The sequence below is a fragment of the Halomonas sp. M1 genome (assembly GCF_029581375.1).
Classification (GTDB): domain Bacteria; phylum Pseudomonadota; class Gammaproteobacteria; order Pseudomonadales; family Halomonadaceae; genus Vreelandella.
In genome coordinates this window covers 2,334,773-2,352,305 of sequence record NZ_CP121119.1, presented here as the reverse complement: position 1 = coordinate 2,352,305, position 17,533 = coordinate 2,334,773, and the positions used below count along the sequence as shown (strand labels likewise).

Genomic DNA, 17,533 nt, shown 5'->3' with positions numbered 1-17,533 from the left:
TGCAGGTTCGTTACTCCGCTGGGTATACAAAGCAACAAAAGAGGTATTGGTCGTGATGAGGCTTGGGCGTAACACTTACCTGACGATAACCCATGTATTAGGTAACGCATCGCGACGTTAAAAGGCGTCCTCTACCTGCGGCTGAAGCAGGTAGTTACGTTGTATGTCCGCAGTGACTCCTTTGCCTAACAAGTATAAAGAGGTGTTTATGTCTCAGCCCTGCATTATCTGTGTCGCCATTACCGGTAGCCTGCCCCGCAAAGAGAACAACCCTGCCGTGCCCATCACCGTTGAAGAGCAGATCGAAAGCACCCAGGCGGCGTTTGAGGCGGGGGCTACTATTGCTCACTGTCACGTGCGTAACGATGATCAAACGCCTTCATCTGATCCAGAAAAATTTGGCCGGCTGATGGAAGGACTTAAGAAGCACTGTCCTGGCATGATTATTCAGCTCTCTACCGGCGGGCGTTCCGGCGCTGGGGAGGCGCGAGGCGGTATGCTGCCGCTGAAGCCCGATATGGCCAGCCTCTCGGTGGGTTCCAATAACTTCCCTAACCGTGCTTATGAGAACCCGCCGCAGTTGGTGGAGTGGCTTGCTGATGAAATGCTCACTTATAGCGTGAAGCCTGAAATCGAAGCGTTCGATTTGTCGCATATCCATCAGGCGGTCGCGCTTTCTAAGCAGGGTAAATTGAAAGCACCGCTTTACGTGCAGTTCGTGATGGGGGTTAAGAACGCCATGCCAGCGGACAGGCCGACCTTCGACTTCTACATCGAGACGCTCAAGCGCTTAGCGCCGGAGGCACAGTGGTGTGGCGCGGGCATCGGCGCTAATCAATACGTGCTTAACGAATGGTCGATTGCCGCCGGTGGGCATACCCGCACTGGGCTTGAAGATAATGTGCGCTTGGATAGCGAAACGCTGGCGCCTTCAAACGCAGCGTTGGTCGAGCGCACCGTGGCGCTGTGCGAAAAGTACCAGCGGCCGGTAGCCACTTGGCAGCAGGCGCGTGAGATGCTTGGGTTATAAACCGACAACGACTACGCAGGAGTGATGTGATGACGGAGACCACTGTCGTGGGCGATGCGCCCGAGATCGAGGAAATTAAGCGCGTTGTGCAGCTGTATGTTGATGGCTTTCAGGGGGGTAGAGAAAAGCTGGAGGAAGCGTTTCATAAGGACGCCTGGATTTTTGTGCTGGATGCGGAGGGTGCGTTAGCAACGGATTTAATCAGCGATCGCTTCGAGCGCTGGGCAAAGAGTCGCCGTGCTGTGAAGAGCCGTTTTATAGCGGTGACTCAAGCAGGAGAGGTCGCCAGCGTGCTGCTGGGTTTTGATAATAGCGACAACCTGGAAGATTCCTGGGTGGACGTGATTGCCTTGATACTCATTGAGCCTTCTCCCCCAGCTCAGCCCGTTTGGCTAAGCTGAAAAGGCGACCAAACCTAACAGGAGAAGACTCAATGAACTTTTACAATAGCACTCACCGTCACTACTGTGGAATTGATCTGCATGCCCGTAGCTTATATGTCTGCATCCTGGATCAGCAGGGCGAAACCCTTCTGCATAAAGAGATTCCAGCCAAACCAGAACCTCTGCTTCATCTGATCGAACCTTACCTGGACGATCTGGTCATCGGCACCGAATGCATGCACTGCTGGTACTGGATCGCTGATTTCTGTGAAGACCAGGGCATTACCTTCATTCTCGGCCATGCCCTTTATATGAAGGCCATTCATGGTGGTAAAACCAAGAATGACCGCGTGGATTCTTACAAAATTGCGGCGCTTATTCGAGGCGGTAATTTTCCCCTTGCATATGTCTACCCACGCAGCATGCGAGCTACCCGTGACCTGCTTCGCCGTCGAACTGGACTCGTTCGCCACGGCGCGGATCTCAAAGCTCATGTGGTCAACACCACGAGTCAGTACAACCTGCCACCCAACAAGGTCAATTTAAAAAATGTCAGTGCCAGAGAGCAACTAGGCAGAACCTTTGATGACCCGCTCGTTCAGCGCAATATCGATCTAGATATGGCCGTTTTAGAGTGCTACCACCGGGAACTAAGCCAGGTGGAATGGCTATTGGAAAAGCAGGCCAAAAAGCATCAGCCGACCTACTACCACTTATTAAAAACCATTCCCGGCGTTGGCCGTATTCTGGCCCTCACTATTCTGTATGAAGTGGGTGATATTCGACGTTTTGAATCTGTCCAGAAGTTCGCCTCCTATTCCCGACTGATCAAGTGCAAAGCCGAATCGGCCGGTAAGACCTATGGCACCCAGGGCAACAAGATTGGTAATGCCCATCTGAAGTGGGCTTTTCTGAGGCTGCGGTGCTTTATCTGCGCAGCAATCCAGGCGCACAAAAGCTGTTGCAACGCTTCCAGAAACGCATGAGTAAAGCCAAAGCGTTATCAGCTCTGGCCCACAAGCTCGGGCGTGCGGTCTATTTCATGTTAAAGAACGAGAAGGTGTTTGATGAACAACGCTTTTTAACGAGTTAGTCACGCAGCAGGCTGATGATCAACGTCTAACTGGATCATCATGGAGTGTGCTGAAATAGGGTGTCTGTTGACTGATTTTGAGATCTGAACCCCGACTTCTACACCCAACTCGAAGCCCGTCGCTTTGATTATCCATCCTGCTGGCGTGCACCAATACCCTGAGCGAGTGGGCTTACACCGGCGCTGAACCTGAAACTAACTGGGACTGTAAAGTAACCCGCTTTTTGAATAGGACAGAGGCTGGTTAACCGATGAATGTCTAGTGCCCCAGACCCACCTGCAAGGAGCAACCCGGTCTGGCAGTGGTAAACCACCACGTTAAGAGAGCCTCAATAGGTGTTTGCTGTAAGCCACTCACAGCCAACGATGACAGATGAAGTAGGATCACTAGCTCAGGGACTTGCCATTGGCCGCTGACGCGGCCAATAAAAAACACTGCGGCCTATTGACAGAGAGAAGGCTCATAGGTGTTAAAGGTCGATGGCACTTGGCAGATTACCAACAAAACCGCCGCCCATAGTATGCGGGCGGCGTGGGCCAAGCCTTAACCGCTGCTAGACGGTTAAGGCTTTTAGCCTGGTTAGGCTAAATATGCCAACGCGGCGGTTGCCATTGCTTCCATGCCGGTGCGCAGGGTTATGTCGTTGCCGGGAAAATAGTAGGGCGAATGCGGCATTTCAAGATGACGCATTTTTTGTGAAACGCTCGTTCCCGGTGTTTCTGCCCAGCGCTCAGCGGGGGTCGCGCCGATAAACCAGTAAACGTAGGGGATATCGTCTCCGCCAAACCCACCCGCTTCCGCATTGCCCAAAAACGGGAAATCTTCACTGCCGTTTAAGCGCGGCATGTCGAAGAGGTTGGTATCGCCAAAGTGCTCGGCGTGGGCGCTGCGAACATGCTCAACGGCCATGGGGTCGTTGTGCAGGGCGATGGTTTCGTTAAGCACCTGGAACGCTGGTGGCTTGGGAGCACGGCCAGCGTCGCACTCAGCGCGAATAATCCGCTCAATCGACGCCACGACTTGGCGATGCAGCGTGTTGTCAAAACTGCGGATATTAATTTCGAGCTCGGCTGTGTGGGGAATGATATTGGCCTGGGTGCCCGCATGCAGTTTACCCACGGTGACCACGACGGTCTCCTCCGGCGGCACCTCGCGGGAGACAATGCTCTGGAGGCGGGTGACCACGTGGGCCGCAATCACCACCGGATCGACCGTTTGTGCAGGCATGGAGCCGTGGCCCCCCGCTCCGTGAATAGTCACTGCCAAGTTGGTGCAGGCAGCCATGGTGCTGTTGGCGCGATGGCCGATGGTGCCCGCTCGCGCAGGCATATTATGCTGGCCAAGAATAATGTCGGGGCGTGGAAAGCGCTCGTAAAGCCCGTCCGCCAGCATGGCCTTGGCGCCGCCAAAAATCTCTTCGGCGGGCTGGCAAATTAGCATCAAGGTGCCCGACCACTGCGCAGTTAGCCCCACCATAACCGCTGCCGTACCCACAATGCAGCTACTGTGCAGGTCGTGACCGCAGGCGTGCATCAGCGGTACTTCGTTGCCATCTGCAGCGGTAGCGGTTTCGTTGCTGGCGTAATCGAGCCCCGTCGCTTCTTTAATGGGCAGCGCATCCATGTCGCCGCGCAGCATCACCGTTGGCCCCTCGCCGTTACGCAGCAGCGCGACCACACCTGTGCCACCCACGTTGCGAGTGACCGTATAGCCAAGGGCTTCCAGGGATTCAGCCAGCCGCGCGCTGGTTTTGTACTCCTGAAAGGGTAGCTCAGGCATTTGGTGCAGCTGTTGGTACAGCGCCTTCACCTCTGCAAAGGCGGCATTAACCTGGGCGCTCACGGCGCCCTTTACATTCATACGATCGGTCTGGGTAGTCATGGTCATCTCCGTCAGCCATTTAGCGGTGGGTAGGCGTTGGCTTAGCAAGTGCGGGTTTGACAAGCCACTGGAAGGCAGCCACCACACCGACATTAAGCAGCATTGCCCAGACCCCGGCGTGCCAGTTGAGCGGCGAACTCCAGACAAACTCCATCATCAGGTAGGCAAGGCTGCCGACCAGCGCCCCGGCCATCACGCTGGCGCGCCTAAGCTGCGGCATAAACAGTGCGCCAATCACCATGGGGAACAGCTGCACGATGAGCCCATAGGCACCCAGTAACAAAAGCACCAGCGAGGCGGGGTTAGCCAGGGCGCAAAGGTAAGCAATCAACGATAGCCCCAGCACGCTCCAGCGGGTCGCGCTGACCACGGCTTTTTCGCTGGCATTTTTCATTAACGTGGGGCCGACCACGTCACGCACTAATACGACGGCGGCGGTGTGGGCCAAGTTGGCCCCAGTGGACATGGCCGCAGCCAGCGCGCCGGAGAGCATCAAGCCAATCACCCAGGGCGAGAAATTAGCCACGTCCATCACCATGCGAAGCAGTACCGTATCCGAGCGCTCTAAGGGCGTGTCGGCAAAGGCGAGAATGCCGGCAAAGCCGATGAACAGCAGCGGCACCAGCAGGTAGGCATAAAGCGGGTAGAAAACGCTGACTTTGCGCAGCGTTTTGCCACTGTCGGCAGAATAGAACTTCATAAACAGGTGTGGCCACATGGCGCCGCCAAAGGCGCTGACCAATACTGCGGTGCTGAAGTAGCCCCAGTTCATACCGGTAGCGCCGGGCATGGTGAGGTATTCGGGCATGGTTAGCTGGATTTGGCTAAACATCTCGCCGACGCCGCCATAAAGGCGCTCGGAAATGGACAGCCCCAGAAACCAAGCGATGGCGATCATCATGATGCCCTGAACTAAGTTGGTCCATCCAATGCCGTTAAGGCCGCTGCAAAAAACGTAAGCAGCCACTACTAAAAAGGCCAGCAGTGCGCCGAGCCAGAAAGGAATTAACCCATCGGTGGCCGCCTGAAACAGCAGCCCGGCACCGGCGATTTGAATGGTCAGATAAGGCACTAGCGCCAATACACCGATTACCCCGGCCAGTAACCCCAGCGATTTGCTTTGGTAGTGGTCGGCAATCATATCGCCTTGGGTTAAGTAGCCGCGCTCGCGGCCCAGTTTGGCCACGCGCGGGCCCATGGCCCAAATGGTGATCGGTACCAGCGATAAATAGGCCAGAATATAGAAGCCGGGCGCACCGTGCTGGTAGGCCCAGCCCGGTGCGCCAAGAAACGCAAAGGCTGAAAAAATCTCTGCCCCTAGAATGAAAAACAGGATGACGACGCCGACATGGCGGCCACCGGCCACATAGCCTTCTAGGCTAGAGTTTTGCTGGCCTCGTGCGCGCAACCCCACCCACAGTACTAGGGCCAAATACGTCAGGGTAATGCCGACAACAATGACAGAATCAGTCATGGCGATTACCTCCGTGGCGAACCACAAAGGCGACCCACATGCCGATAAATAGGATCAGCATCCAGAGGATGTACCAAAAAAAGAGAAAGGGTAGGCCAAACACGGTGGGCTCAATACGGTTAGCGATTAACGCCCCGGGCCAGATCATCGCCAGGGTGCACAGCGTAAAGTGCAGCCCGGTTAGTAGGTGGTAAGTCTTGGTCATCAGGTGTCCTGCTCGCTTACGAGTCTTTTTATGGGTTGTTCGCTCACTATGAAACAAGCGGGCAGATACCAGAAATATAGATTTTAGATGCTTGCCATATCATATTGGTATGGAAAAGCGCCCTCATAAAGCATGCCATGTGAGCCACTTTGAAAAACAACGTAAGCGAGTTCGCCCATGGAGTTTCGCCAGCTGGAGTACTTTATCGCCGTGGTGGAGAGCGGCTCAATCTCAGCGGCTAGCCGTCGGGTACACGTGGCCCAACCTGCGCTGACGCGCCAGATGCGGCTATTGGAAGATGATGTGGGGACGCAGCTGTTGGATCGTCACGCCCGAGGTATTCGCTTAACCGTGGCGGGTCGAGCACTTTACAGTGAAGCCACTCGGCTGTTGGACGAGCGGGCGGATATCAAGGCGCGGCTATTAGCACTGGGCAGTGGGCAAACCGGCAAACTGAGCTTGGGGGTCACGGTTACCCATTTATGGTTGCCAGAGGTCGCCAAGCTGATGGGGGGCTATCGCGGCCGTTATCCCCAGGTGGCCTTGGATGTTTTTCCACTGCTCTCCGGCCCCCAATTAGAGAAGCTGCAGCAGGGTGGGCTTGATGCCGGCATTCTCTACTTGGATGAGCACGCCCCCCAAGGTATTGAGGCGCGCTTACTGCAGCACGACCACCTGCTGCTGGCGGTGCCCGATACATCGTCTTGGGCGGGCTCGCCGCCCACGTGCCTGGCGGCACTGGCCGATGCTGAGTTTGTGTGGGGGTATCGCAGTATCTCACCAATTTACTACGACCGCGTGGTAGCGCACTTTGCCCGGCTGAAGTTTGAACCCCGAGTGGTGCAGTATGGCGCGGATAACCTCACCATTTTGAGTATGGTGGCGGCAGGCTTAGGGGTGGCGATTGTGCCTGCTGCAAGCCGCTGTCACCCAATGCCAGGCATCTGCTTTATCGAGCTAGAGGAGTTAACCACCTGCGCTATGCCGCTGTGGCTGGCGTGGCGCGGGGGTGAGGTGTCGCCCGTGCTGGATAATTTTATCCAGTTAGCGGCGGAGCAGTTTGGTGGAGGCGCTGCAGTAAATTTTCCCTAAGTGAGTTTGTATTAGTCTTTTGTCGCAACAGCGATGTTTAGCGTAATGTCGCCAAGAAATGGTGACGTTGCAGTAAATGGCTGACAGCAGCCGCGTCAAGGGCGATGACGTTTCAAGGTCTTATCAATCGCGATCATACTTATTTAGTGTTTTGCGGTGCAGCGTGTCGTTGCGCCGTTTTTGTGTTTTTCACCACAGAAAGCGCTGATTTTTTTTATAAATGTTTGATAAATAATAATTTATTTGTATTTTATAGAACTCGTCAAGTGTTGTGTCAGATTAATGAGTAACATGAATGCCAATGCGTTCAATACTTTTAAAGTATGGAGAGGCACTTAAACAATATTGGTTTCAAGCACCGGCGGTCACCAAACTGCAGCCTAGTTACTTAATCGCTAGATGCTGGAGCCGCCATGTCAACCGTCATCCAACACATTGAGACGCTGCTGGTCGACCTGCCGACCATCCGCCCCCATAAGCTCTCAATGACCACTATGGCCTGCCAAACGATGGTGATCGTGCGCATGCGCCATTCCGATGGGATTGAAGGGGTCGGCGAAGGCACCACTATCGGTGGCTTGGCCTATGGCCCAGAAAGCCCCGAGAGCATTAAGCGCAATATTGATACCTACCTGGCCCCGCTGCTGCTGGGTCAGCCCTCTAGCAATATTCACCAGTTACGCTCCCTTCTTAACCGCCATGCCCGCGGCAATATGATTGCAAAATCGGCGCTGGAAACCGCGCTGCTGGATGCCCAAGGCAAACGCTTGGGGCTCAGCGTGGCCGACCTGCTCGGCGGTGCGCGCCAACAGCACTTGCCGGTTTTATGGACGCTGGCCAGCGGCGATACCGCGAAAGATATCGACGAAGCGCTGCTGCGCTTAGAGCAGCGCCGCCACTGCGATTTCAAATTAAAAATCGGCGCCAACCCAGTTGAGCAGGATGTTCGTCATGTGGCGGCTATTAAAGACGCACTGGGAGATCGTGCCAGCGTACGTGTGGACGTTAACCAGGCGTGGGATGAATCCACTGCGGTACGCGGTATCCAGGCGCTGCAAGACGCTGGGATTGAGCTGATTGAGCAGCCGATTCCCGCCCGTGAACACGCTGGCCTGATCCGCCTCGCCAACCGCTTTAACGTGCCGATGCTGGCGGATGAAGCGGTGCAGGATGCCCGCGACGGGCTTGACCTAGTGAGTGGCGGCTTCAGCGGTGCCTTTGCCCTGAAAATTGCGAAATCCGGTGGCGTTTACGGCGTGTTAGAGCTTGCTCATGTGGCTCAAGCGGCGGGCGTTGGCTTATACGGCGGCACCTTGCTGGAAGGCACTATCGGCACCGCTGCATCACTCCATGCCTGGGCCACGCTGCCGGACATGGCATGGGGCACCGAGATGTTCGGCCCGCTGCTGCTGAAAGACGACATCGTCGTTGAACCGCTCAACTACCACGCATTTGGTGTCGACCTGCCCGCCGGGCCAGGGCTGGGTATCACGCTAGATGAAGACAAGCTTGCGCACTATTCGCGTAACGATTAACGCGCCTAAGCGCTGAGTCAAAGAGCTAAGTCACGCAAGCGCTAAGTCACGCAAGTACCGAGGAGGAGAACATCATGCTGTATCACGTCGAAATGACCGTAAAGCTGCCAACCGATATGCCCGCCGAGCAAGCGGCAGAGATTAAAGCGACTGAAAAAGCCTACTCCCAAGACCTGCAGCGCCAAGGCAAATGGCGCCACCTGTGGCGGGTGGCAGGTAGCTACTCGAACGTCAGCATTTTTGATGTGGAAGACAACGCCGAGCTTCAGGAGCTGGTCAGCAATCTTCCGCTGTTTCCCTATATGGAGATCAGCGTTAAACCGCTGTGTCGCCACCCCTCTTCCGTGCGTGAAGACGATAGCTAGGCACACACGCAATCCCCCATAAGCGCAACACCCCATAACAACATGAGGATATCACCATGACCGTGAAGATTTTTAACACGCCAGAAGTACAAGAGTTTCTAAACACCATTGCCGGTCTTGACCAAACCGGTGGCAACGACCGCGCGAAGCAGATCGTACACCGTCTCGTGTCTGATCTGTTTAAGCTGATCGATGACTTCAACGTCACCGAAGAGGAGTACTGGGCGGGCGTTAATCTGCTTAACGCCCTGGGTAGCCAGACGCAGTTTGGCCTGCTCTCGCCAGGGCTTGGCTTTGACCACTTCCTCGATATGCGCCAAGACGCCATTGACGCGGAAGCCAAGCGTACCGGCGGCACGCCGCGCACCATTGAAGGCCCGCTGTATGTGGCTGGCGCCCCGGAAGCGGAAGGCTTTGCGCGCATGGACGATGGCCAGGACAACGACGGTGAAACCATGTGGCTAACGGGCCAAGTGCGCGACGTGGACGGCACGCCGATTGCTGGCGCCAAGGTGGAGATTTGGCACGCTAACTCCAAAGGCGGTTACTCCTTCTTTGACCAAACCCAAAGCGAGTACAACCTGCGCCGCACGATTTATGCGGACAGCGAAGGCCGCTACACCGCACGCAGCATTATTCCGTCTGGCTACGGCGTGCCGGAAGGTGCTCCCACCGATGTAGTGCTCAAGTCACTTGGCCGTCACGGCGAGCGTCCTGCGCATATTCACTACTTCGTTTCTGCACCGGGCCATCAGCACCTGACCACCCAGATCAATCTCGCCGGTGACCCCTACACTTATGACGATTTTGCATTCGCCACTCGTGAAGAGCTGGTGGTGCCGGCAAACAAAATCAATGACCAAGATGCCATCGCCAAGCGCGAGTTAGACGGCCCCTTCTCCGAAGTTGTATTTGACGTCGAGCTGGCAAAAACCGAGGCGCCTGAACTGCAAGTGCGTCATGCCCGCCCGCGTGCCAAAGAAGACGAACACGACCTCGCTAGCCAGCTAGCAGGCACTGCCAAGGTTTAAGCCTCACGCTTTGATGTCAGCGGGCCTGCCCCTGGGCCCGCCTTAGTACGACCCACAATAACGAGGAGCGCGATCATGACCACAAAACTTGATCAACTCGAAAACCGCGTTCGCGGCGCTGTACAAGACGACCCTGACCAGGGCATCTTCCGCTGCCACCGCAGCATGTTCACCGATCCCGAGTTTTTCGAACTTGAGCTTAAACACATTTTCGAAGGCAACTGGCTGTTCTTGGCCCATGAGAGCCAAATCGCCGAACCGGGCGACTACATGACCGTCACCATGGGTCGCCAGCCGGTGATTATTACCCGCGATAAACAGGGTGAACTGCACGGTTTGATTAACGCCTGCGCCCACCGTGGCGCGACCCTGTGCCGCCGTAAGCGTGGTAATAAAGGCACCTTTACCTGCCCGTTCCACGGCTGGACCTTCAAAAACGACGGCAAGCTGCTGAAGGCTAAAAACGAGAAGAACGGTGCCTATCCGGATGCCTTCAAAGAGGACGGTTCCCACGACCTCAAACGCCTGCCACGTTTTGAAAATTACAAAGGCTTCCTGTTTGGCAGCTTAAGCGACGATGTTCAGCCGCTTGAGCAGCACCTAGGTGAAACCACCAAGATCATCGACAACATCGTTGACCAGGCCCCTGAAGGCCTTGAGATCCTGCGCGGCACCTCGTCGTACACCTACAACGGTAACTGGAAGCTGCAGGCCGAAAACGGCGCCGATGGCTATCATGTCAGCTCCGTGCACTGGAACTACGCCTCCACCATGGAGCGCCGCAACTATGATGCCGGCGGCACCAAAGCCGTCGATGCCGACGGCTGGTCGAAGAGCAAAGGGGGCTTCTACTCCTACGAAAACGGCCACATGATGCTGTGGACCCGTCTGCTTAACCCGGAAGTGCGCCCGGTCTACCAGCAAAAAGAGTGGATCCAGGAGCAACTGGGCGAGGCCCGCGCTGACTCTATCGTCAACCAGACGCGTAACCTGTGCCTCTACCCCAACGTCTACCTGATGGATCAGTTCTCCACGCAAATACGCGTGCTGCGCCCCGTCGACGTCAACAAAACCGAAGTCACCATCTACTGCTTCGCCCCCAAAGGTGAGTCAGCTGAGAACCGAGAAGTGCGTATCCGCCAGTACGAAGACTTCTTTAACGTCTCTGGTATGGGCACGCCCGACGATCTTGAAGAGTTTCGCGCCTGCCAAGAAGGCTACAACGGCGCGTTAGCTGAATGGAACGATCTTTCTCGCGGCGCCAAGCAGTGGATCGAAGGCGCTGACGAAAATGCCCAGGCCATCGACATGAAGCCTCTGCTCAGCGGTGCCTCACCGGAAGACGAAGGCCTCTACGTGCTGCACCACAAGCACTGGGTCGACGAAATGCTGCGCGCGATTGACAAAGAGCGTAGCCAGTTCATCGCCACCGCATCCGCCTAAGCGCCGAGTGACCCGGGGAGACACCACTATGAGCATCACCTATCACGACATCCAAGCTTTCCTATACCGCGAAGCGCGCCTGCTGGATGACCGCCAGTGGGACGAATGGCTGGCTTGCTACCGCCAAGACGCTGAGTTCTGGATGCCCGCTTGGGACGACGATGACCAGCTGACCCGCGACCCGCACAGCGAGATCTCGTTGATCTACTACCCCAACCGCGAAGGGTTAGAAGACCGCGTTTACCGCATCAAGACCGAGCGCAGCGGAGCGAGCACGCCAGAGCCGCGTACCACGCATCAAATCAGCAATATCGAAGTGCTCGCTCAAGAGGGCGATAAGGTTGAGCTGCGCTTCAACTGGCACACGCTTAGCCACCGCTACAAAGTCACCGATCAGTTCTTTGGTACCGCGTTTTACACCCTGGACGTGTCCGGTGGCACGCCGCTTATCACAAGAAAAGTCGTGCAACTCAATAACGACTATATCCATCAGGTCATTGACGTTTACCACGTGTGACGTGAGGTGGGAGGAGATTCAACCATGAGCTATACCATTGCCCTCAACTTTGAAGACGGCGTCACCCGTTTTATTGGCTGTAAAGCAGGCGAAACGGTGCTGGACGCCGCGTACCGGCAAAAGGTCAACCTACCCATGGACTGCTCTGACGGCGTATGTGGCACCTGCAAAGGCCACTGCGAACAGGGTGAGTTTGAGATGGGCGATGAGTACCTGGAAGAAGCGCTGTCTGATGAGGAGGCCGCGGAAGGTCAGATTCTTACCTGCCAAATGGTGCCCTCGTCGGACTGCGTTATTCAAGTGCCGGTCGCCTCAACGCTGTGTAAAACGCAGGTAGGCAAGGTTGAGGGCACGGTCGCTGGGGTCGAACAGCTTTCTGAGGACAGCATCGAGCTTGCGGTGGCGCTGGACGAAGGCGCTGAGATCACCTTCCTCCCCGGCCAGTACGTACATATTGATGTGCCGGGTACCGAGGTGCACCGCTCCTACTCGTTTAGCTCTCTGCCGGGGGAAAAGCGCGCCACTTTCCTGATTCGCAATATCCCTGACGGGGTGATGAGTGGCTATCTCGGTGGGCGGGCAGCCGTGGGCGATCGCCTGACCCTAACCGGGCCGCTCGGCAGCTTCTATCTCCGTGATGTCACCCGCCCGGTGCTGATGTTGGCGGGTGGAACGGGGTTAGCGCCGTTTCTCTCTATGTTGGCGCAATTGGTCGAGAAGGGCTGCGACGCCCCAATCCATCTGATCTATGGCGTTAACAAAGACGATCATTTGGTCATGGTGGATGCGTTGGATGCCTTTGCAGCCAAACTGCCTAATTTCACCTATGCCACCGTGGTGGTAGACGAGGCCAGCGCTCACCCGCGTAAAGGGTACGTCACCCACCACATGGATGCGGGCGTCATGCACGACGGCGATGTGGACGTTTATCTGTGCGGTCCGCCGCCGATGGTCGATGCGGTACTCAAGCATTTTGATGCCGAAGGTATTAAGCCCCAGAGCTTCCACTACGAAAAGTTCACCCCGAACCAGGTGGGAGAAAGCGCATGAGCAACTCAGCCGTTAACGGCCCGCGTTTTCAAGACCGAGTGATGGTGATTACCGGTGCCGCCCAAGGGATTGGGCGACGCTTGGCCGAACGTGCCGCTGCTGAAGGTGCGCATTTGGTGCTGGTTGACCGCGCCGACGATATCCACGAGGTGGTCGCCGGCCTACAGGCCGAAGATAACAAGGTGATGGCGGTGCAGGCCGATCTCGAAGCCTGGGCCGGTGCCGAGCAGGTGATGCAGGCGGCAAAGGCGGCATTTGGTCGAGTCGATATTTTGATCAACAACGTGGGCGGGGCAATTAACTTCAAGCCGTTCACCGAGTTTACCGAGGCGCAAATTAGCGCCGAAATACAGCGCTCGTTAATGCCTACGTTATGGTGCTGCCGCGCCGCGCTGCCCACGATGGTGGCGCAGGGCAGCGGTGTCATCGTCAATGTCTCTTCAGCGGCGACGCGGGGGGTTCACCGTATTCCCTATTCGGCGGCCAAAGGCGGTGTGAATGCGCTGACGGCCTCGCTGGCCTTTGAGTTTGCCGAGCACGGCATCCGCGTGGTGGCAACAGCGCCCGGCGGCACCGAAGCGCCGCCACGGCGTATCTCCCGGGGCACCCCGGAGCCGCAAAACGAGACCGAGCAGGCCTGGTTTCAAGCACATATCGACCAGACCAAACAGAGCTGCCTGATGAAGCGCTACGGCACGCTGGATGAAATGGTCGCGCCTATTTTGTTCCTGGCTTCTGATGACGCGAGCTACATCACCGGCAGCGTTGTGCCTGTGGCAGGTGGTGACCTTGGCTAAACCTGCCTAACCACTGGCTGTGCAAACTCAATAACTAAACCGCCGTGTTCAGACCATTAAACGCTAACAATAACGTCAAATATAACGATCCCTGGAGCACACCGTGAAACATATCGAGAAAGGCGTCAGCCTAAGGCATGCGCCCCGCGACTTCCTGCGCGACATTAACGTGGATAACGCCAGTACCGGCCTAGTGGCAGGCATCTTGGGCCTCAGCGTGGGCGTTGTGCACATCAGCGCAGGCACCGCTGCGGGCCTAGACTCTTCCTTCATTATGATTTGGGTTATCAGTTACCTAATGATTAACGGGCTGTTTGGGCTATTTATGCCCGCCTATTACCGTTTGCCGCTACCCATGGCTAACTCGATTCCTGGCGCGCTGATGTTTGCGGCGGTGATTCCGGTGGTGGGGTTGGAGGCTGCACTTGGTGCCAGCCTGATCGCAGGAGCCATCGCGCTGGTAGCGGGTTTGACGGGGGTGATGGGCATCGTCATGCGGCTGATCCCGATGCCGATTGTGATGGGCATGGTGGCCGGTATGCTGCTGAGCTTTGGTCTCAATATGGTGCGCCCGCTGGAAAGCGCGATTGTGCCCGCTTCCATTATGATCCTGGCGTTTTTCATCTCCGCACGCCTCTTCCGTAAAATTCCACCGCTAGTTGTCGCTATGTTGGCAGGCATCCTTTATCTGATAGCGACCGGTGTTGACCTGTCAGGCATTGAAGCAACGATCCGTTTCCCTGAGTTTATTGTTCCTCAGTTCACGCTCAGTGCCTTTCTAACCTACGGCCTGCCGCTGGCGATTATTCTAGTGGGAATGGAAACCCCCGCGGGCGTTGGCTTGGTGAAGGGCATGGGCTATAAAGAGGTGCCTGCCAACGCGATTACCGCGGTGGGGGGTGTGGGCACCATGGTGTCGGCATTTTTCAACCTGCACAGCACCTGTATTGCCGCGCCGATGACCGGTATCTGCTCGTCACCTGAGGCTGGCAGCCACGACAAACGCTGGGTCGCTGCCGTGGTGGCGGGAGCGATCTTTATCGTGGCAGCGCCCTTTTACGGCTATGTGGTTAGCCTGCTGGAAGCCACGCCGCGCTACTTTATCGCGATTATCGCCGGGCTTGCGCTGATGCGCGTTATTACCTCGTCTATGTCCATTGCCTTTGCCGGTAAAAAGCACGAAATAGGCGCGCTGTTCGCGTTTTTGATTGCCGCCTCGGGCCTGCAAATCTTAGGTATCGGTGCCACGTTCTGGGCGCTGGTGCTGGGCGTTGTGGTCTCAATAATCTTCGAGACAAAAGACTTTGAGTTTGTGTTTGCGCGTAATGCGCTTGAAAAGAGCGGTTGAGATTAGGCAGCACTGCCGTTGTTAGACGATTGATTAGAGATTCTCCTTGGCCCGTACCTGCTCACGTCGTACGGGTCTTTTTTCAGCTGCTTTAGGCGTTGGCGCTCTCTCTTTTGAAAGAACGATTAAAGGTGCCTTTTTGGCTTATTACGTCTGTGTTGTTTGATACCTATAACTCACCTTTAACCCGCTGGGACGTTGTGTATGCGTATTCATAAGGATTGGTCGGTACCCGCCATTACCGCTGGTTTTGTGGCGGTGCTAGTCTCTTACTCCGGCCCACTGGCTATCTTTTTCCAGGCGGCACAGAGTGCTGAAATTTCAAGTGCGATGATGACCTCCTGGGTCTGGGCGATTTCAATCGGGGCGGCTATTTCGGGCATTGTGCTTAGTTTGTGGTTGAAAGTTCCGGTGGTCACTGCGTGGTCAGCACCGGGCACTGCGTTGCTGGTCACCCTGTTCCCTGGGCTATCGCTAAATGAAGCGGTGGGCGCTTATTTAACCGCGGCGCTGATTATTTTTGTCATTGGTGTAACTGGGTCGTTTGACCGCATTATTCGTTTAATTCCGCCGGGCATTGCCAGCGCCATGATGGCGGGCATTCTGTTTCAGTTCGGTGTGGGCGTGTTCGTTGCATTAGAGAGTGTGCCTACGCTGGCGGTTGGTATGATCATCGCCTACCTCGTGTTTAAGCGGCTAACGCCCCGCTATAGCTTGGTGCTGCTTCTGGTGACGGGCGTTGCGTTGGCGGTGGGTTTGGAAGGTGCAAGCCTTGAGGGTGTTTCCTTACAGCTTGCTGAGCCGCAGTTTATTCGCCCTGAGTGGACGTGGAATGCCACGCTAAGCTTGGCGATTCCCCTTGTGCTGGTCAGCCTAACAGGGCAGTTTTTACCGGGCATGGCCATACTGCGTACGGCGGGCTATACCACCCCGGCTAAGCCGATTATCACGATAGCGAGTTTGACCTCGTTTATTACCGCCTTTTTTGGCGGTATTACCACGGTGATTGCGGCAATAACGGCGGCTATCTGCACTAGTAAAGAGGCCCACGAAGACCCAGAAAAGCGCTATGTGGCGGGGGTAGCGAACGGGGTTTTCTACCTGATCGGTGGTATTTTTGCTGGCACCATTGTGGCGCTGTTTACCTCATTACCGGCGGAGTTTATAGCGGTGCTGGCGGGGCTTGCACTGATTGGCGCCATTACCAGTAATGTCAGCGCGTTTGCCGCTGAAAAGAGCCATCTTGAAGCCTCGGTGATTACCTTTATCGCGACGGCGTCAGGTATCAGCTTTTTAGGCCTGGGGTCGGCCTTCTGGGGAGTAGTCGTTGGGGCGCTGGCCTATAACTTGCTGCATCGGCGCTTTCGTCACTCAGGCTAGGGGTAACGCCCCGTGCGGCGGTTCTCGACCAGCACTTCTAAGATCGCATTGGCTTCTTGCATGATGGGTGAGGGTTTTTCACCACGTCGGCGGCTACAGATTACCGGGGTGGTCAGCGACTTATCCTCAAGCGAAACGAAAGTAATGCCTTCGCGCTGAACGCGTTTGACCTGCTCCGGTACCAGCGTAATCCCAATGCCGCAGGCCACGAGGCTTAATGCTGTTTGTAGCTCATTCGCCTCTTGCACAACGTCTATTTTTAGCCGCTGACGGCGAAAGATCCCCAGGATCATATCGGCCATGCTAGGGCGGGGCTTGGCAGGGAAAATAATCAGTGGGTAGCGTGCTAGCGCTTCGCAGTTGGGGGTGGTGCCCTCTAGCGGGTGGCCGAGGGGGAGGGCGGCTACCAAGGGCTCGTTGAACAGAATTTCCTGCTCTACTTCGGGGTCATCGATGCGCAACCGACCAAAGCCGATATCGATTCTTCCTGCCTTTAGCGCTTGAATTTGCTGAACAGACGTCAGCTCAGCCAGCGAGAGTTCAAGGTTGTCCCTTTGGCGCAAATCGCGCACCAGCGTGGGCAGTTGCCCATAAAACACCGACGGCACAAAGCCGATGCCAAACAGCGTGCGCTGGCTGCGTGCCATGCGTCGTGTGGCTTCTGTGGTTGCGTCTACTTTCTCTAAAATTTGAAGCGCATGCTGCTGAAAAAACACGCCCGCCGGTGTTAGGCGCAAGCCCCGGGAGCTGCGTTCAAATAACTCGGCACCCACTTCTTGCTCTAACTGTTTAATTTGTCGTGAAAGCGGCGGCTGGGACATATGCAAGCGCTCAGCGGCACAGGTGAAATTAAGCGCTTCGGCAACCACACAAAAGTACCTCAGGTGGCGTAGTTCCATGATACCTCC

Annotated in this window: 16 protein-coding genes and 1 pseudogene; 13 read left to right on the top strand and 4 right to left on the bottom strand. The window is 56.0% G+C overall.

The window, feature by feature from the left end:
• Window positions 1–208: 208 nt before the first annotated feature.
• The 3 genes and pseudogenes from P8S54_RS10785 to P8S54_RS10775 all read left to right on the top strand — a co-directional run bounded on the left by P8S54_RS10785 (window position 209) and on the right by P8S54_RS10775 (window position 2,506).
• Entirely contained in the window at window positions 209–1,030 is an 822-nt protein-coding gene (locus P8S54_RS10785) for a 3-keto-5-aminohexanoate cleavage protein (protein ID WP_281441751.1), read from the top strand.
• A 29-nt stretch (window positions 1,031–1,059) separates the two neighbouring features.
• Window positions 1,060–1,431, top strand: coding sequence for a nuclear transport factor 2 family protein (locus tag P8S54_RS10780; protein WP_281441750.1), 372 nt, complete (start codon window positions 1,060–1,062; stop codon window positions 1,429–1,431).
• A 32-nt stretch (window positions 1,432–1,463) separates the two neighbouring features.
• Window positions 1,464–2,506 (top strand): annotated as a pseudogene (locus tag P8S54_RS10775) (IS110 family transposase).
• Between the two features lie 580 nt (window positions 2,507–3,086).
• Here the strand turns inward: P8S54_RS10775 and P8S54_RS10770 are convergent.
• From P8S54_RS10770 to P8S54_RS10760, 3 genes are read right to left on the bottom strand one after another with little or no spacing between them, the layout of a single operon-like run.
• The gene (locus P8S54_RS10770) at window positions 3,087–4,388 is read right to left on the bottom strand and encodes an amidohydrolase (protein ID WP_281441749.1); all 1,302 of its coding nucleotides are present in this window, start codon (window positions 4,386–4,388) and stop codon (window positions 3,087–3,089) included.
• A 19-nt stretch (window positions 4,389–4,407) separates the two neighbouring features.
• Window positions 4,408–5,862 carry a sodium:solute symporter family protein gene (locus tag P8S54_RS10765; protein WP_281441748.1) on the bottom strand — a complete coding sequence of 485 codons (1,455 nt, stop codon included), beginning with the start codon at window positions 5,860–5,862 and terminating at the stop codon, window positions 4,408–4,410.
• Window positions 5,855–6,067, bottom strand: coding sequence for a hypothetical protein (locus tag P8S54_RS10760; RefSeq protein ID WP_281441747.1), 213 nt, complete (start codon window positions 6,065–6,067; stop codon window positions 5,855–5,857). The genes P8S54_RS10765 and P8S54_RS10760 overlap by 8 nt, the downstream gene beginning before the upstream one ends.
• A gap of 177 nt (window positions 6,068–6,244) precedes the next feature.
• Between P8S54_RS10760 and P8S54_RS10755 the strand changes: the two genes are divergently transcribed.
• From P8S54_RS10755 to P8S54_RS10710, 10 genes are all read left to right on the top strand, one after another.
• Entirely contained in the window at window positions 6,245–7,159 is a 915-nt protein-coding gene (locus P8S54_RS10755) for a LysR family transcriptional regulator (protein WP_281441746.1), read from the top strand.
• Between the two features lie 413 nt (window positions 7,160–7,572).
• A complete protein-coding gene (locus tag P8S54_RS10750; RefSeq protein WP_281441745.1) occupies window positions 7,573–8,694 on the top strand; it encodes a muconate/chloromuconate family cycloisomerase in 1,122 nt (373 codons plus the stop codon).
• Between the two features lie 74 nt (window positions 8,695–8,768).
• Window positions 8,769–9,059, top strand: coding sequence for a muconolactone Delta-isomerase (gene catC, locus P8S54_RS10745; RefSeq protein ID WP_281441744.1), 291 nt, complete (start codon window positions 8,769–8,771; stop codon window positions 9,057–9,059).
• A gap of 56 nt (window positions 9,060–9,115) precedes the next feature.
• Window positions 9,116–10,090, top strand: a complete 975-nt coding sequence (gene catA / locus P8S54_RS10740; RefSeq protein WP_281441743.1) for a catechol 1,2-dioxygenase — start codon at window positions 9,116–9,118, stop codon at window positions 10,088–10,090.
• A 75-nt stretch (window positions 10,091–10,165) separates the two neighbouring features.
• On the top strand, window positions 10,166–11,533 hold the full coding sequence (locus P8S54_RS10735; protein ID WP_281441742.1) for a Rieske 2Fe-2S domain-containing protein: 1,368 nt from the start codon (window positions 10,166–10,168) through the stop codon (window positions 11,531–11,533).
• Between the two features lie 28 nt (window positions 11,534–11,561).
• A complete protein-coding gene (benB, locus tag P8S54_RS10730) occupies window positions 11,562–12,050 on the top strand; it encodes a benzoate 1,2-dioxygenase small subunit (protein WP_281441741.1) in 489 nt (162 codons plus the stop codon).
• A 24-nt stretch (window positions 12,051–12,074) separates the two neighbouring features.
• Complete coding sequence (benC, locus tag P8S54_RS10725) at window positions 12,075–13,100, top strand: benzoate 1,2-dioxygenase electron transfer component BenC (protein WP_281441740.1); 1,026 nt, start codon at window positions 12,075–12,077, stop codon at window positions 13,098–13,100.
• Window positions 13,097–13,897, top strand: coding sequence for a benzoate diol dehydrogenase BenD (benD, locus tag P8S54_RS10720; RefSeq protein ID WP_281441739.1), 801 nt, complete (start codon window positions 13,097–13,099; stop codon window positions 13,895–13,897). Before benC ends, benD begins: the two co-directional genes overlap by 4 nt.
• Window positions 13,898–14,000: 103 nt before the next feature.
• On the top strand, window positions 14,001–15,245 hold the full coding sequence (locus P8S54_RS10715; protein ID WP_281441738.1) for a benzoate/H(+) symporter BenE family transporter: 1,245 nt from the start codon (window positions 14,001–14,003) through the stop codon (window positions 15,243–15,245).
• Window positions 15,246–15,449: 204 nt separating this feature from the next.
• Window positions 15,450–16,625, top strand: a complete 1,176-nt coding sequence (locus tag P8S54_RS10710; RefSeq protein ID WP_281441737.1) for a benzoate/H(+) symporter BenE family transporter — start codon at window positions 15,450–15,452, stop codon at window positions 16,623–16,625.
• On the opposite strand, the gene P8S54_RS10705 is transcribed toward P8S54_RS10710, so the two are convergent.
• Window positions 16,622–17,524 carry a LysR family transcriptional regulator gene (locus P8S54_RS10705; RefSeq protein ID WP_281441736.1) on the bottom strand — a complete coding sequence of 301 codons (903 nt, stop codon included), beginning with the start codon at window positions 17,522–17,524 and terminating at the stop codon, window positions 16,622–16,624. The genes P8S54_RS10710 and P8S54_RS10705 overlap by 4 nt on opposite strands.
• Between the last annotated feature and the right edge of the window lie 9 nt (window positions 17,525–17,533).